This is a genomic window from Limnobacter alexandrii, from assembly GCF_005871185.1.
GTDB lineage: Bacteria > Pseudomonadota > Gammaproteobacteria > Burkholderiales > Burkholderiaceae_B > Limnobacter > Limnobacter alexandrii.
Map to the genome: position 1 here is coordinate 68163 of NZ_SWKN01000013.1, position 12956 is coordinate 81118.

Sequence of the window (12956 nt, forward strand, 5' to 3'; positions counted from 1 at the left end):
TTGTTCTTGTGCTTTGAATGTATCAGGAAAACTTCGTTTAATGAACTATTTGAGGTGGGGTGATTGGGGGCTACAAATGGGTGGGGTAGTGGTTCGTAACAGAGGCAGGAAAAGATTGATCTACGTACCAAAAATGGTACAATTAAGTGAGTATACCTTGCTACTAAGGAATTCAAAATGAACAAACACGTGGGCTCAAATTTTGAAGACTTCTTGAAAGAAGAAGGTATTTTCGAAGAAGCGGAAGCTTTGGCTATCAAGAAAGTGATTGCTTGCATGATTGAGCAAGAAATGATTTCCAGGTCGATACCAAAAACTGAAATGGCGCGGAAAATCGGAACAAGCCGAAGTCAGTTGGACCGACTTCTTGATCCTGAAAATACATCAATCACTTTGGCAACGCTTGTTAAATCGACAGCAGCTATCGGAAAAAAAATGGTGATCACTTTTGAGGATGATCCACAAGCCGTAGTTGCCTAACCTTCCACCAAACTTTTCGCCACTGCCTCGGCCACTTCAATGCCATCCACACCTGCAGACAAAATTCCACCGGCGTAGCTGGCCCCTTCACCGGCGGGGTACAGGCCTTTTACATTCAAGCTTTGGAAATCATCACCACGCGTAATACGCAAGGGCGATGAGGTGCGGGTTTCAACACCGGTCAACACCGCGTCATGCATGTCGAAGCCTTTGATCTTTTTTCCAAATGCCGGCAAGGCTTCACGCATCGCAGTGATTGCGTACTCGGGCAATGCATCAGCTAGGTCAGTCATTTTCACACCAGGCTTGTACGATGGTTCTACGCTGCCCAGCGCCACGGATGCTTTGCCCGCAATGAAGTCGCCTACCAACTGGCCAGGTGCTTCGTAGTTACTGCCTCCCAAGATAAATGCATTCGATTCAAGCTTGCGTTGAAATGCAATGCCCGCCAGCGGGCCGCCGGGGTAGTCGGCCGGGCTAATGCCCACCACAATGCCCGCATTGGCATTGCGTTCGTTGCGGGAGTACTGGCTCATGCCGTTGGTGACCACGCGGTTTTCCTCTGAGGTGGCGGCTACCACCGTGCCGCCGGGGCACATGCAAAAGCTGTACACCGAACGGCCATTGGCTGCATGGTGCACCAGTTTGTAATCGGCTGCGCCGAGCAGCGGGTGGCCTGCATGTTGGCCCAGGCGGGCGCGGTCGATCAAGCCTTGCGGGTGCTCAATTCGAAAGCCCACTGAAAATGGCTTGGCTTCCATGTACACGCCGCGTTCGTGCAGCTTGGCAAAGGTGTCACGGGAACTGTGGCCCAGCGCCAGCACCACATGGTCTGCGCGCAATTCGTAAGTGCCGCCGTCTTTCAGGTTCTCAATGGTCAGGCCGCGAATATGGCCGTCTTCGATGTGGAAGTCGCAAACACGTTGCTGAAAGCGAATTTCGCCACCCATCGCAATAATTTGCTCGCGCATGCTCTCAACAACTTTCACCAAACGGAAGGTGCCAATGTGCGGTTTGCTGACCAGTAAAATTTCTTCGGGTGCACCAGCCTTTACAAACTCCGTCATTACCTTGCGGCCCAGAAAGCGCGGGTCTTTGATTTGGCTGTACAGTTTGCCGTCTGAAAATGTGCCTGCTCCGCCTTCGCCAAACTGCACGTTTGATTCGGTGTGCAATATACGTTTGCGCCACAGGCCCCAAGTGTCTTTGGTGCGTTCGCGCACAGGTTTGCCACGCTCAATCACAATGGGTTTGAAGCCCATTTGTGCCAGCATCATGGCAGCGAAAATACCGCAGGGGCCAAAACCGATCACAACCGGGCGAACCTCGGGAGCCTCTTTCACTTTGGCGACCAAATGGTAAGCCATGTCGGGCGCAGGGCGAATGTGTGAATTGGTCGTGAACTTTGCCAGCAACTGTGCTTCCAGGCCCGCACTTTCCAGTTCCACATCCACGATGTAGACAAGCAGCAGTTTTTGTTTGCGCGCGTCGTAGCTGCGCTTGTATATGCTAAAGCTTTTAACGTCTTTGGGCTTAATCTTGAGCGTGCTTTGAATTAGCTCGGAAAGAGCGTGTTCAGGATGGTCGAGTGGAAGCTTCAGCTCGGACAGGCGGATCATGGCGGGTGTACCTTGTGGATCTGTTTTTCGGATCAAGGCCGTATTTTATGCTTTTGCCCGCCAAAGTGCACTTATTTGATTTCGATTCTAAGCTTTAGTGATTTGGCTCAAACACCAAATATCCAAGGCAGTCAGGTCTCTTTTCTTGAAAACCAAAACTGATTTTTCCCCAAGTGGTTACATCAGTGAAGGTGGTTGCTTCCAGAAGCGAGTTGCCACGTGGCATACCAGTTATGTTTAGGTTGGGAAATACTTTGTTGACCTGTTCAACTGTGATGCATTCTCCGTCTATATCTAACACCAATAACCCAGTGGCATCGTGAGATGGTTGAGGCAATCTAAGGTCAATTTTCCAAATCTTAGAGTTACCAGCAAGCAACACGGGTTGACCAGAATAGAACTTGAAATAATTATTCGATTGCTGGGTTTGTTCCACAAGTGTTTGGTTGAGTATTTCTTCAATGCCCGACAATGACAATGGGGTAGTTTGTATGTCCTCGATTAATTGCCAGACTGAGAGGTTGAGTTGAATCATGGTGTTGTCCTTTGATGCATAGGAGGAAGATTGGCATGCAGTTGCGAGCAGTGCCATGAGCAAGATGAGTGTTTTAAGCACTCGCTCATTTAGTTTCGCAATATTTTTTACACCATGGTACATATTGGTTGTCATACCATTTTCCATGCATGTCTTCATACGTTTCCTTTGTGGTCGATGTGTATTCTCCCTTGCGGAATATATCTCCGATTTTTCTAATTGCTGACTTATAGTCACCGTCTTTAAGTGATTGATCGTAAGCCCTCTCGTAGATCGGAGTATTCACCGGTTGACCAGCGATGCCGATGTCAATTTTGCTAGATTTGAGAATTTCCCGCTGCACTTTGATGTTCTTCATGACGGCGGCGCCTTCGTCGTCCAGGGCATCATTTAAATAAGTCGCTTTGCTACTGTAGTCGGGTTCGAAGGGGTGACGTGCATGCCCCACTTCATGAGATAGAACCTTGACAAGGTTTTTTTTATCACTCTTCAAGGTGGGGTCGAGGGTGATTAATTTTTTATCGCGGTTCGCCGAAGACCCCCCGTCAGTCTCCCCAAACTTAATAATCCATTTTTCTTTGCTGAGTGTTGCCAGGTCTTTGCTCAGCGTGGGCGATTTGCCTATTAGTTCATTGAGGTCTTGTCCAAGCTCCTTTTCGAATGGGCTACTTGTTGAACCTGGCGCGGGAGTGTTTGGAGTTTCTGGCTTAGTGGCTGACGCTATCAAGGTGGCACCACACGCAATTTTGTGACCGTGCAGGGCCACCGCCATGTAGTTGTCGGTGAATGTGCTGAGTCCCTCGACAATCGGGAATACATGGGGTTTGCACAAAGGGCAGGTGACCATGTCGCCAACTCTGGCGATTGGTCGGCCTTCAACCGTGGTGGTGGGGCTGCCCGAGATCACCACGCCACCGTGGCTTGTGGTGTCGCCGATCAGGATTTGTGCGCGACCCTGTATAAGAGGCCTTGAGGACATGCGATCAAAAGTAAGTGGTGTAGCTCCTTGAGTAATTAATCCGTGGCGGTGGTTCCGTCACTTGATTACATTTTGATTTGAGTGAGATTGATTGCGATTGGTAAATATTTTTCAAGAATACTCACCATGGTTTGAGCTTCTGAAGTCGAAACAGGCGGGAAGGGTGAACGATACGCCGTGTTATTTCGGCGTTCATGTGCACGGATCACAAATGGCATTTCTGCCGGTGTCAGTTGTAAATCGCTTGATACGCGAAGAATGGCCAAATTACGGCCAGCATCCTTGGTGCGAACTTCATGAAATTCAAGAATGGCTTGTACGATTTGGAAGTATCCTTCGTAAGCCATGGTGAATATTTGCAGGGTTTTATCTTCTGGCAATAACGTGCATGCTTCCAAATAGTTGTTTGCATTGACCAGAAAACCTTTTATCGCTCCTTCTGTGGGTAACACCTCCTCGAAAGCGTTGGTTTTGATCAGGTTTTGATATTCAGCCGGTCTTTGCATCAGGCAACACCATTAATTTTGGAGCTTTGTCGATCTGACGGCAGATGGGGTCTTCTTGAATCAATTTCTTCCATTCGCTGTGTTTATAAATGGTGAAATTGATCGCTCTGCCGAGCGTTCCTTCAAGTGTATGCATCGATTCAGCTACATCCAAAATACCTACCTTGCCAATAATCATCAGGTCTATATCACTCAGCCCAGAGTCTTTTTCCATTGCAATAGAGCCGAATACAAATGCCTGATCAATTGATTCAGCAAAAGGAGCTAGTGTGTCGCGAATCGGTTCTGTAATGCCAAACGTTTTTTTGGCAATCGAGGTCAATTCGGAATAGAGGAAGTGATCTTTGTTCGCGTAGATTTGCCGAAGGCGTCCGTATTCTCTGTTCTCCTTCAGAATCCCTGCCGCCAATAAACGTTCGATTTGTTTTTGTGTGCTTCCGCGCCCTGTATTCGCAATGTCTAGCAGAGCACCCAAAGAATATTTACGTTCCGGGTTCAGCAGTGTGGCTCGGAGCACTCTCTGCACTGTGGGCGTAAACATGAAGTCGATCGAACTCATATATCCATATATTAGGGATTAATATCCACATTATATGGATTGTTTTAATAATCCACAAACCATGGCGTTAAATCCATGATTTGTGGATTTAGCCCCTTACTTGTGATGTTTGCGTAACGCCAGCAAAGGCACTGCATACAACACCACAAAGCTGGTGTTCAAAACGGCGTTTTGCCAAAAGCCGCTGTACAGAGAGAATGCGGTGTCGGGCACATACCAAGCCAACACGGACATCGCAATCAGCTTGCATGTTTCCTTGGCGTCTTTGGCTGAAAGCCTGCGCACCAGCATGAACATCAGCGCGCCCCAACCCACCAGCACTGAGCCCATCACCGCATGGGCCAGTTCAATATACGCAGTGGCTTGTGGATCGAAAGCTGCAAACTGTTCGGTGTTCTGGAATATCAGCAATCCAAAAGCCTGTTGAGTCAGCCCGGGCGCAAGCACCATGAACAGGCCAAACAGCACGGTGAACTCGGTGGTGTAGGTGAGCCATTTAATCCAGAAGGTTGGGGTGCTTGTTGGTGCGTGTTGCACAGTGGTGGTTTGCATGTCGAGTCTCCTTGCGTGGTTGAAAGTGATCAGGTTCAACGCCAGTGTCGGCAGGACGGGTCATTGCATCAATAACCTGCCAGGTCATAGATTCCAGTAATTTTCCGTGGCAGTATTGGCACATGCACGCACACGCCCCTACCAAACATGCCGGAATTTGCCTTCGCGATTTGCGTTCAAGGCAGAAGGTCAGCCAACTCGACTTGGCTTTGCGCGTGGGTGTGTCCCAGCGGCATTTAAGCTGCATTGAAACTGGCAAAGCCCGCGCCAGCAAAGACATGCTGCTGGCCTTGCTTGAAGGTTTGGATGCGCCACTGAGTGAGCGCAATGAGGCATTGGTGGCTGCCGGTTATGCACCGGTGTTTGGCAACAGGCCGATCGATCACCGCGACATGCATACGATCAACGAAGTGATCGACCTAATGCTGACCGCCCAACACGCGGCGCCGGCCATGGTGTTGGACAGTGAATGGAATTTGGTGAAGTTCAACCCCAGCTTTGTGCGGTTGTTGCAATTGCTTGAGTTTGACATGGCCGCATTGCAGGCTACCCCCAACGTGTTACTGGCGCTGACTGCACCCGGTGGCTTGGCCACGCGATTGCTAAACCCCGCAGAGGTATTGGGCGATGTGCTTCGCAGGGCGCAACGTGAGGCATTGCATGTGCCTTCCCTTCAAGCCATGCTGCAACACATTCCGCAATCCATGTTCGATTCAAAGCAGCCCCAAAGTTTCAATAACCCCACTTTGGTGACGCGGTTTAGAAGCACGGCGGGCGAGCTGCGATTCATCTCGACATTTACCAGCTTCGGGGCACCCTTGGACATCACCGCTGCATCGTTAAGAATTGAGCATTTGTTCCCGGCAGACGATGTCACCCGCAAGGCTTTTTCATGATCAAAACATTTCTGCTGTTTGCAGTGACTGCATTCTTTGAAATATTGGGTTGTTATTTGCCATACCTGGTCTTGAAAGAAAACAAGCCAGTGTGGTTGCTGCTGCCTGCCGCCATCAGCCTCGCCTTGTTTGCCTGGTTGCTCACCTTGCACCCCACGGCGTCGGGCAGAATTTATGCCGCATATGGCGGTGTGTATGTGGCCATGGCACTTGTGTGGCTTTGGGCCGTTGATGGTGTGAAGCCAACGGCCTGGGACCTGGCTGGCGGTGCAGTCACATTGCTGGGCATGGCGATTATTGTGGCTGGTCCACGTAATATTGCGTAAACAAATGGGCGATGAGTGTCTTATGATTCGATTTTTTCTGCTGCCCGTTCTCGTGGCCTTGGCTGCGTTTGCGATTTGGTGGTTTTCGCAAACGCCCAGCCACAATCGGCAGTGGGCTGACGATGTTGCACACGTGCTGCAGGCCGATGTGAATGGCGACAAGGTTGTGCTGAAGAATGTGCGCAACTTTGAGTGGCGCACCGAAACCGATTACACACCACGGTGGGAAACACGGGAATACGATTTAAGCCAGTTGCAAACAGCCGATTTGGTGTTGTCGTACTGGATGGGTCCTGCGATTGCGCACACCCTGGTTTCATTCGGTTTCGCCGATGGACGTTATCTCACCTTCTCGCTTGAAATCCGGAAAGAGGTCGGCGAGGCGTTCTCCGCCTGGAAAGGTTTTTTCCGGCAGTACGAGGCCATTTTGGTGGCGGCCGATGAGGTCGACATTATAAAAACCCGCAGCAATGCACGCGGTGAAGATGTTTACATTTACAGGCTGGCCATTCCGCCCGAGCAACTGAAAACCCTGTTTTTGGCCTATGTTGAGCAAGCGAACAAACTGGAAAAGACCCCTGAGTTTTACAACACACTGACCAGCAACTGCACCACGGTGGTGTTTGACATTGCCAAGCGGATTGTACCCGATCTGCCGCTGGACTATCGCCTGTTGCTCAGCGGTTATTTTGCAGAATATGCGCATGCGCAGGGTGGCTTGGTTGAAGGTTTCAGTTATGCCGAGCTTCAGGAAAAAGGCTACATTGTGCCGCGTGCCAAAGCCATGCGGTCTGATGAAAATTTCTCGGAAGTGATTCGCCGTGGCGTGCCAGGAATGCAGCACGGCGAGCAGTCCAATTAATCAGCAACCCCCGGCCCAACGCGGGTCGTTGATGTTGTAGCTGCGGGGTTTCATGTAGTCCACCGGGTCGCGCAGGTAGTCCACTTCAGGTGGGCTGGGCAGTTTGGCAACTGCATCAAGCCAACTGGTTTCATAGGCTGAAGCGCCGCCACCAATGCCGGGTGTCCAGGCGTCGTGGTGGTTGGGCAAGGCCACCTTGGGTTTGGTCAAAGCAACATAAGCCAAGGCATCGCGATAGGCACTGGTGACCAGTCCAAAACCAACAATGGCGTTCAGTTGCACATCCACACACTCAGGCAACCGGGTTAATGCATTCGCCACGGCTTCACTTTCCGCATTGCCTGCTTTCATCACGCCAGTGGAGTTGTGCCAAAACCAGGCGAAGTCGCCTGCGCGGAAGTGGTAAGCCCAGGTGCCGCCTGCAGGTTGGCCCACCCCACCGTCGTCACGCAAGGTGCCCACAAACCGAAGTGCCTCGGCCAGGCTGGTGTTCAGGTAAGTGGGGTAGGTGAGTACATCGGGAATGTAGACCAAGGGCATGCCACCGCTGAGTAAGTCCGCAGGTTCTGCGGCTGAATGGGTGTGTTGCACCACATGCACCGGGGCCACGTCTTCCCAAATTTGAATGGCGCGTGTGCTGCCAGCGCCGGGGTTGGTTTGGTCGCCCAGGTTCAGGCAAGGAAAGGTGTTGAGTATGCCTTCACTGGCGGCGCGTTCGCGGGCAATGTCGCACACATTGCTGCCTGCTACCAACAGGGCATTGCTTAAGCCTGCCACATAGCCCGCATCGGCCGCGTGGTCAAAGTGCCCATGGCCAATGAATATGGCTTCAGGCTGAATGGCGGCCAGTTCCTCTCTGCCAATGGGTAGATAGTTGGCATGCACACCCACAATTTCCCAGGCATCCATCAAAAACAAATGGCCTTGCATGCTGACAATAAAGCTGGATACACCCACCCACCAAAATTTCACTTGCTCTGGGTCCATGGCGTTTGCGCCCAGTATGCGTTCTCGTGTGGCTTGCAGTTCAGCACTGGGGGCTCGGGCCGCGGGCAAGGGTTTGAAGTTACTTGCTTCAAACACATTGGGTCGGGTTTCGCTGGGGCTGGTTCTCGCAGTGCTGGCAGTGCCTGCGTCAGAATCGCCGCCCAGGCAGGCAGACAAAAGTGGTGCACAGAACAGGGCACAGGCCGCAAGGCCTGCGCGGGAAATAAAAGGTGTCATTGTTGTGGGTGTTGAATGTGTCTCCAACACCTTGTACTACCAACAACGCTGTTTTAGATGCCCTTTACCAAGGGTGAGAAAAAGCGAATGATTTTGGCCAGATCCTCTTTGGCTTCTGGCAGGGCGATGTTCATGGTGGGCCAAATGTGCGGCATGCCGGGGCGAGTCAGCAGGGTGATTTGTCCGCCCACTTTGTCCACCGCGTCGCGCAACAGCACTGAATCGTCCAGCAGGCATTCGTCTTCACTGGCGGTCACCATCAATGGTGGCAGTCCTTTCAATTTGCCCAGCAAGGGCGATGCACGTTCATCTGCCGGGTCATGGCCACACATGTACAAGTTGGCAGCATGCTCGATCATGTGGGCAGACAACATGCTGTCGGTTTTGTCGTTGCCTTCAATGGAGGGGGACAGGCGGCGCATGTCGGTGGCAGGCGAAATCAGTAGTCCGCCGTGTGCGGGCAATTTCTTCTTCAACGCATGCTGCAGCACAGCCAAGCCGAGATTGCCGCCAGCGGAATCGCCCGCCACAAAAATGGGTTCGCCTGCCGGTGTGTCGGCCACCAGCGCTTCAAAGGCTGCAATACAGTCGTCCAGTGGCGCAGGAAATGGGTTTTCCGGTGCAAGGCGGTAGTCCACCATGAACACTCGAAATCCAAGCGCATTGGCCAAGGCGCCGCAGAAAGGGCGGTACATGGGGGGGTGGCCAGCCACAAAGCCGCCACCGTGGATGTAGAGCATCGCACCTTTTGGGTTCACCGGAATCAGCCATTCGCCCGGCACGCCGCCCAGTGCGCCCTTGATGTGTTTCAGGCCTTTGGGCACGGGTGCCAGCAAATTGGATGCGGCCGTCACCATACGGAACCTGCGCACAAAACCGGCACCATTTCCCCGGTAACTTTTCAGGGCAAGGCTTGCAATTTTGTTCATGACTTTGGCTTGTATCGACGGCATGGTGTTCCTCTTCGAAGGTGGGATTGGGTATTTATAGCACTGCCAGTGCTGTGCAGTTTACCTTGAGTTTTCAATGCACTTGATAAATTCGGACAAATCCAGAGCCGATTTGCAAACGCTGTTTTCAGAGCTGAAAAAATCGGCACAATAAAAAAAGAGAAAAACCACACGGAGACACCATGGCGATATTCGACGAAGACATTTTGATCATTGGCGCAGGTTTGTCAGGCATCAGTGCCGCCTGCCATTTGAAAAAGGAATGCCCCAACCGAAAGTTCACCATTCTTGAGCGCCGCACCACCATTGGTGGCACTTGGGATTTGTTCCGTTATCCCGGCATTCGTTCTGATTCGGACATGTTCAGTTTCGGCTTCAAGTTCAAGCCTTGGAAAAATGCGCACTTTTTCTCGCAGGGCAATGACATTCGCAGCTATGTTCACGAGGCAGCCACCGAGAACAAGGTTTTTGATCACATTCGTTTTCAGCGCAAAGTGAGCGACGCAAACTGGGACAGTGAAGCGCAACGCTGGGTGATCAATGCCATCAACGAAGTGACTGGTGAGCCCGAGCAATACCGCGCCAAATTCATGATGGCCTGTGCCGGCTATTACAACTACGACCAAGGCTACCGCCCCGACTTTCCCGGTGAGAAAAACTTCAAGGGGCTGATTGTTCACCCCCAGCACTGGCCTGAAAACCTGGACTACACCGGCAAGAAGGTGGTGGTAATTGGCAGTGGTGCCACGGCGGTTACGCTCATTCCAAGCATGGCTGACAAAGTTGAGCACATCACCATGTTGCAGCGCTCGCCCTCGTATATTTTCTCGTTGCCGTCGGTTGATGCACTCACCAAGGTGCTGCAAAAAACCTTACCGTCCAAATTGGCGTACAAGCTGAACCGCACGCGCACCATTGGCTTGGCGCACTTCATGTTCAAGGCCAGCAAAAGCAAGCCCGAGGTGGTGCGTCGCTTTTTGATTGCCATGATGCGCCGGCAGTTGAAGGGCTCGAATGTGGACATCAAACACTTCACGCCCAACTACATGCCTTGGGACCAGCGTTTGTGCTTGGTGCCCGATGGCGATTTTTTCAAAGCCCTGCGCAGTGGCAAAGCCAGCGTGGCCACAGACACCATCAAACAGTTTGTGCCCAATGGCATCGAGTTGAATTCAGGCGAAGTACTGGAAGCCGATATCATCGTGACTGCCACAGGTTTGAATGTGCAGATGGTGGGCGGCATGAAGATTTCTCTGGATGACGAGCCAGTCAACCTCAGCGAAAAAATGTTCTACAAAAGTGCCATGTTGCAAGACCTGCCGAATGCCGCCGTGGTACTGGGTTACACCCATGCTTCGTGGACATTGAAATCCGATTTGGTCAGCGGTTTTGTGTGCCGTTTGCTAAACCACATGGACAAGAAAGGCCATGCAGTGGCGGTGGCTAAAACTACGGATGTGCAGCCCGTGGAGGGCTTCACAGTGCTGGGTGGTTTGAATTCAGGCTACCTGAAACGCGTTGCAGAGCAGTTGCCGCGCCAGGGTGAAACCCACCCGTGGCACAACCGGCAAGATTATTACCACGACACCAAAACCTTGCTGGAAGACCCGGTGGACGAACCGGGTTTGGTTTTCGAACCAGCCAGGGTGGAGAAAGCCAAGCCGAAATTGAAAGCGGTGGCTTGAGCTTAGTTGTCGCTGTCCACAAGGGTGAAGCGCTGGGTCATGCGCTCACCCACCTGCACCATTTCAAAAAATACGTTCATTGGCCTGGTCCAGGCGGTGTGTGTGTCTCCACTCAAGGGGCGGTACACCACCACCGGGCTTAGGTCGCTTTCCTGTATGGCCTGGCAAATGACCTCATACAACCCGCCTTTGTAGTGTCGGTAGCGTTCGCCTGCTTTCACGCTGTGTATTTGTTCTGGCACGTGGCTCATGGGTGTCTCCTGTGTTGTTCAAAGTCATATTTCTTGAATATTCAAGGCCATATCGTTAAACTGTACGGCTGTCCTTGAAGAATTGAAAGGAGTTCCTGAATGCCTGCAAGCAAGCGCGCAACCGAGGAAACCAGCAAGCCGGTGAGCAAAACCGCAAGCAAACCCGTTGCCAAAGCAGAGCCGCCTGAAAGTAAAGCGGCACGCCCGGTGGCCACCACACGCAAACCTTCGAAAACGGCGCTTTCCCCCTCTGAGGTGACGCCATTGGCCCTGCTGACGCCCAGCAAACCTGCGCGTCGCCGCAGATCGGGCGCCGCCAAGCCCAGAAAACTCAAGGGTGCCACTACCACCTGGCCATTTCCAACAGGCTCACGGCCTTAACCTGCTGAACGCTTCACTATGCTTCTGATCGATATTTTGCGCCTACTGCTGGAAACAGCCGCCAGCCTGCTGACTTTTTGTCTCTTGCTGCGCGCCTTGATGCAGTGGGTGCGCATTCACCCCAGTAACCCCCTGTCGCCATTCATTTTCTCGATGACCGACTGGCTGGTTAAACCCCTGCGCAAGGGCGTGCCAGGCTACGGCGGCATTGACTGGGCATCTATTTTTGGTGCTTTTGTGGTGTCATTTGTATTGCACATTGTGCTGGTATTGATCTCGGTGGGGCTGTCCAGCGGTGGGCCAGGTGTGGGTTCACTCATTACCTTGACCATACCCATTGCGATTTTCTGGGTACTTCGCAACGTGGCTTATCTGCTCATGGGTATTGTGTTGATTCAGGTCATCTTAAGCTGGGTGAATCCGTTCTCACCAATCGCATCCATTTTGAATGAACTTTCTCGCCCTTTTCTCGAGCCATTGCGCCGGGTGTTGCCAACAATTGGTAACGTGGATTTGTCGCCTTTGGCATTTTTACTGATTTTGCAGATCATCATGATGGTGCTGCAAAGCCTGATGCCAGGGTTTTAATCGGGCGCTGCGTAGTGAATAAAAAAGCACCCCTCGGGGTGCTTTTTTTGTTTCAAGTGCTGGTGGTGAATCAGCGTGTTACCCGGGAAGTGCCACCGCCACTCACAATTCGAACGCGGTCACCCGGGCGGAAGTCTTCGCCAGCGGCATCCTGAACGTAGGCGCGCAAGGTGCCGTTGTCCATGCGAACGGTGATTTCAAGACCTTGGCGCGTGGAGGCATTGCGTTCAATGGCTTGGCCTGCTACGCCACCTGCTACAGCACCCACAATCGCGCCCACCGCACGGCCGCTACCACCACCCACATTGCTGCCTGCGATGCCGCCGATAATACCACCAGCGGCAGTACCCACACCGTTGGTGTCGCCTTGAATGGTCACTGTGCGAACGCTTTCAACCGTGCCTTGCTCAATAATTTGTGCTCGGCGGGTTTCACCTTCCCGGTACACCTGACCCGAACTGCTTTGGGTGGCGCAACCTGCAAGCGCGGACAGCGCAATCAGGGCCACTGCACCGGTGCTTCTAAAACTGAACTGAATTGACTTGGCCATGATTTGATTTTCC

General features: G+C 52.2%; 17 protein-coding genes. 7 read left to right on the plus strand and 10 right to left on the minus strand.

Annotated features, from left to right (window positions below; genetic code table 11):
• Positions 1-177 precede the first annotated feature (177 nt).
• Positions 178-480 carry a helix-turn-helix domain-containing protein gene (locus FCS97_RS15980; protein WP_138519438.1) on the plus strand — a complete coding sequence of 101 codons (303 nt, stop codon included), beginning with the start codon at positions 178-180 and terminating at the stop codon, positions 478-480.
• Here FCS97_RS15980 and FCS97_RS15985 read toward each other — a convergent pair.
• The 6 genes from FCS97_RS15985 to FCS97_RS16010 all read right to left on the minus strand — a co-directional run bounded on the left by FCS97_RS15985 (position 477) and on the right by FCS97_RS16010 (position 5230).
• Positions 477-2099, minus strand: a complete 1623-nt coding sequence (locus FCS97_RS15985; RefSeq protein WP_138519466.1) for an NAD(P)/FAD-dependent oxidoreductase — start codon at positions 2097-2099, stop codon at positions 477-479. The genes FCS97_RS15980 and FCS97_RS15985 overlap by 4 nt on opposite strands.
• 94 nt (positions 2100-2193) lie before the next feature.
• On the minus strand, positions 2194-2769 hold the full coding sequence (locus tag FCS97_RS15990; RefSeq protein WP_138519439.1) for a hypothetical protein: 576 nt from the start codon (positions 2767-2769) through the stop codon (positions 2194-2196).
• Positions 2720-3613 (minus strand): PAAR domain-containing protein, encoded by an 894-nt coding sequence (locus tag FCS97_RS16735; RefSeq protein WP_246066404.1) that lies wholly within the window; start codon positions 3611-3613, stop codon positions 2720-2722. Before FCS97_RS16735 ends, FCS97_RS15990 begins: the two co-directional genes overlap by 50 nt.
• Before the next feature lie 65 nt (positions 3614-3678).
• Complete coding sequence (locus FCS97_RS16000; RefSeq protein WP_138519440.1) at positions 3679-4119, minus strand: hypothetical protein; 441 nt, start codon at positions 4117-4119, stop codon at positions 3679-3681.
• Positions 4103-4678, minus strand: a complete 576-nt coding sequence (locus FCS97_RS16005) for a nucleotidyltransferase domain-containing protein (protein WP_138519441.1) — start codon at positions 4676-4678, stop codon at positions 4103-4105. Before FCS97_RS16005 ends, FCS97_RS16000 begins: the two co-directional genes overlap by 17 nt.
• Positions 4679-4774: 96 nt before the next feature.
• On the minus strand, positions 4775-5230 hold the full coding sequence (locus tag FCS97_RS16010; protein WP_138519442.1) for a hypothetical protein: 456 nt from the start codon (positions 5228-5230) through the stop codon (positions 4775-4777).
• A 122-nt stretch (positions 5231-5352) separates the two neighbouring features.
• On the opposite strand from FCS97_RS16010, the gene FCS97_RS16015 reads away from it, so the two are divergent.
• The 3 genes from FCS97_RS16015 to FCS97_RS16025 are packed head-to-tail and all read left to right on the plus strand — an operon-like array spanning position 5353 to position 7314.
• A complete protein-coding gene (locus tag FCS97_RS16015) occupies positions 5353-6126 on the plus strand; it encodes an MmyB family transcriptional regulator (protein ID WP_138519443.1) in 774 nt (257 codons plus the stop codon).
• Entirely contained in the window at positions 6123-6452 is a 330-nt protein-coding gene (locus FCS97_RS16020) for a YnfA family protein (RefSeq protein WP_138519444.1), read from the plus strand. Before FCS97_RS16015 ends, FCS97_RS16020 begins: the two co-directional genes overlap by 4 nt.
• A gap of 22 nt (positions 6453-6474) precedes the next feature.
• Positions 6475-7314: an Lnb N-terminal periplasmic domain-containing protein gene (locus tag FCS97_RS16025; protein WP_246066405.1), complete on the plus strand. Its 840-nt coding sequence runs from the start codon at positions 6475-6477 to the stop codon at positions 7312-7314.
• On the opposite strand, the gene FCS97_RS16030 is transcribed toward FCS97_RS16025, so the two are convergent.
• The gene (locus FCS97_RS16030) at positions 7315-8538 is read right to left on the minus strand and encodes an MBL fold metallo-hydrolase (RefSeq protein WP_171035348.1); all 1224 of its coding nucleotides are present in this window, start codon (positions 8536-8538) and stop codon (positions 7315-7317) included.
• A 53-nt stretch (positions 8539-8591) separates the two neighbouring features.
• A complete protein-coding gene (locus tag FCS97_RS16035) occupies positions 8592-9491 on the minus strand; it encodes an alpha/beta hydrolase (protein WP_138519446.1) in 900 nt (299 codons plus the stop codon).
• A 179-nt stretch (positions 9492-9670) separates the two neighbouring features.
• Between FCS97_RS16035 and FCS97_RS16040 the strand changes: the two genes are divergently transcribed.
• Positions 9671-11173 carry a flavin-containing monooxygenase gene (locus FCS97_RS16040; protein WP_138519447.1) on the plus strand — a complete coding sequence of 501 codons (1503 nt, stop codon included), beginning with the start codon at positions 9671-9673 and terminating at the stop codon, positions 11171-11173.
• Positions 11174-11175: 2 nt separating this feature from the next.
• Here the strand turns inward: FCS97_RS16040 and FCS97_RS16045 are convergent, their stop codons facing one another.
• The gene (locus FCS97_RS16045) at positions 11176-11424 is read right to left on the minus strand and encodes a DUF1653 domain-containing protein (RefSeq protein ID WP_138519448.1); all 249 of its coding nucleotides are present in this window, start codon (positions 11422-11424) and stop codon (positions 11176-11178) included.
• Between the two features lie 99 nt (positions 11425-11523).
• On the opposite strand from FCS97_RS16045, the gene FCS97_RS16050 reads away from it, so the two are divergent.
• Both FCS97_RS16050 and FCS97_RS16055 read left to right on the plus strand, forming a co-directional pair.
• Complete coding sequence (locus tag FCS97_RS16050; protein ID WP_138519449.1) at positions 11524-11805, plus strand: hypothetical protein; 282 nt, start codon at positions 11524-11526, stop codon at positions 11803-11805.
• 18 nt (positions 11806-11823) lie between these two features.
• Positions 11824-12393 (plus strand): YggT family protein, encoded by a 570-nt coding sequence (locus tag FCS97_RS16055; RefSeq protein WP_138519450.1) that lies wholly within the window; start codon positions 11824-11826, stop codon positions 12391-12393.
• A gap of 70 nt (positions 12394-12463) precedes the next feature.
• On the opposite strand, the gene FCS97_RS16060 is transcribed toward FCS97_RS16055, so the two are convergent.
• Positions 12464-12943 carry an outer membrane lipoprotein gene (locus FCS97_RS16060; protein WP_105027234.1) on the minus strand — a complete coding sequence of 160 codons (480 nt, stop codon included), beginning with the start codon at positions 12941-12943 and terminating at the stop codon, positions 12464-12466.
• Between the last annotated feature and the right edge of the window lie 13 nt (positions 12944-12956).

Coding starts and splice junctions, on each gene's coding strand:
- FCS97_RS16735 (WP_246066404.1), bottom strand. CDS start 3,613: ATGTCCTCAAGGCCTCTTATACAGGGTCGCGCACAAATCCTGATCGGC.
- FCS97_RS16030 (WP_171035348.1), bottom strand. CDS start 8,538: ATGACACCTTTTATTTCCCGCGCAGGCCTTGCGGCCTGTGCCCTGTTC.
- FCS97_RS16060 (WP_105027234.1), bottom strand. CDS start 12,943: ATGGCCAAGTCAATTCAGTTCAGTTTTAGAAGCACCGGTGCAGTGGCC.
- FCS97_RS16005 (WP_138519441.1), bottom strand. CDS start 4,678: ATGAGTTCGATCGACTTCATGTTTACGCCCACAGTGCAGAGAGTGCTC.
- FCS97_RS16000 (WP_138519440.1), bottom strand. CDS start 4,119: ATGCAAAGACCGGCTGAATATCAAAACCTGATCAAAACCAACGCTTTC.
- FCS97_RS16045 (WP_138519448.1), bottom strand. CDS start 11,424: ATGAGCCACGTGCCAGAACAAATACACAGCGTGAAAGCAGGCGAACGC.
- FCS97_RS16035 (WP_138519446.1), bottom strand. CDS start 9,491: ATGCCGTCGATACAAGCCAAAGTCATGAACAAAATTGCAAGCCTTGCC.
- FCS97_RS16040 (WP_138519447.1), top strand. CDS start 9,671: ATGGCGATATTCGACGAAGACATTTTGATCATTGGCGCAGGTTTGTCA.
- FCS97_RS16020 (WP_138519444.1), top strand. CDS start 6,123: ATGATCAAAACATTTCTGCTGTTTGCAGTGACTGCATTCTTTGAAATA.
- FCS97_RS16015 (WP_138519443.1), top strand. CDS start 5,353: ATGCACGCACACGCCCCTACCAAACATGCCGGAATTTGCCTTCGCGAT.
- FCS97_RS15990 (WP_138519439.1), bottom strand. CDS start 2,769: ATGACAACCAATATGTACCATGGTGTAAAAAATATTGCGAAACTAAAT.
- FCS97_RS16055 (WP_138519450.1), top strand. CDS start 11,824: ATGCTTCTGATCGATATTTTGCGCCTACTGCTGGAAACAGCCGCCAGC.
- FCS97_RS16050 (WP_138519449.1), top strand. CDS start 11,524: ATGCCTGCAAGCAAGCGCGCAACCGAGGAAACCAGCAAGCCGGTGAGC.
- FCS97_RS15980 (WP_138519438.1), top strand. CDS start 178: ATGAACAAACACGTGGGCTCAAATTTTGAAGACTTCTTGAAAGAAGAA.
- FCS97_RS16025 (WP_246066405.1), top strand. CDS start 6,475: ATGATTCGATTTTTTCTGCTGCCCGTTCTCGTGGCCTTGGCTGCGTTT.
- FCS97_RS15985 (WP_138519466.1), bottom strand. CDS start 2,099: ATGATCCGCCTGTCCGAGCTGAAGCTTCCACTCGACCATCCTGAACAC.
- FCS97_RS16010 (WP_138519442.1), bottom strand. CDS start 5,230: ATGCAAACCACCACTGTGCAACACGCACCAACAAGCACCCCAACCTTC.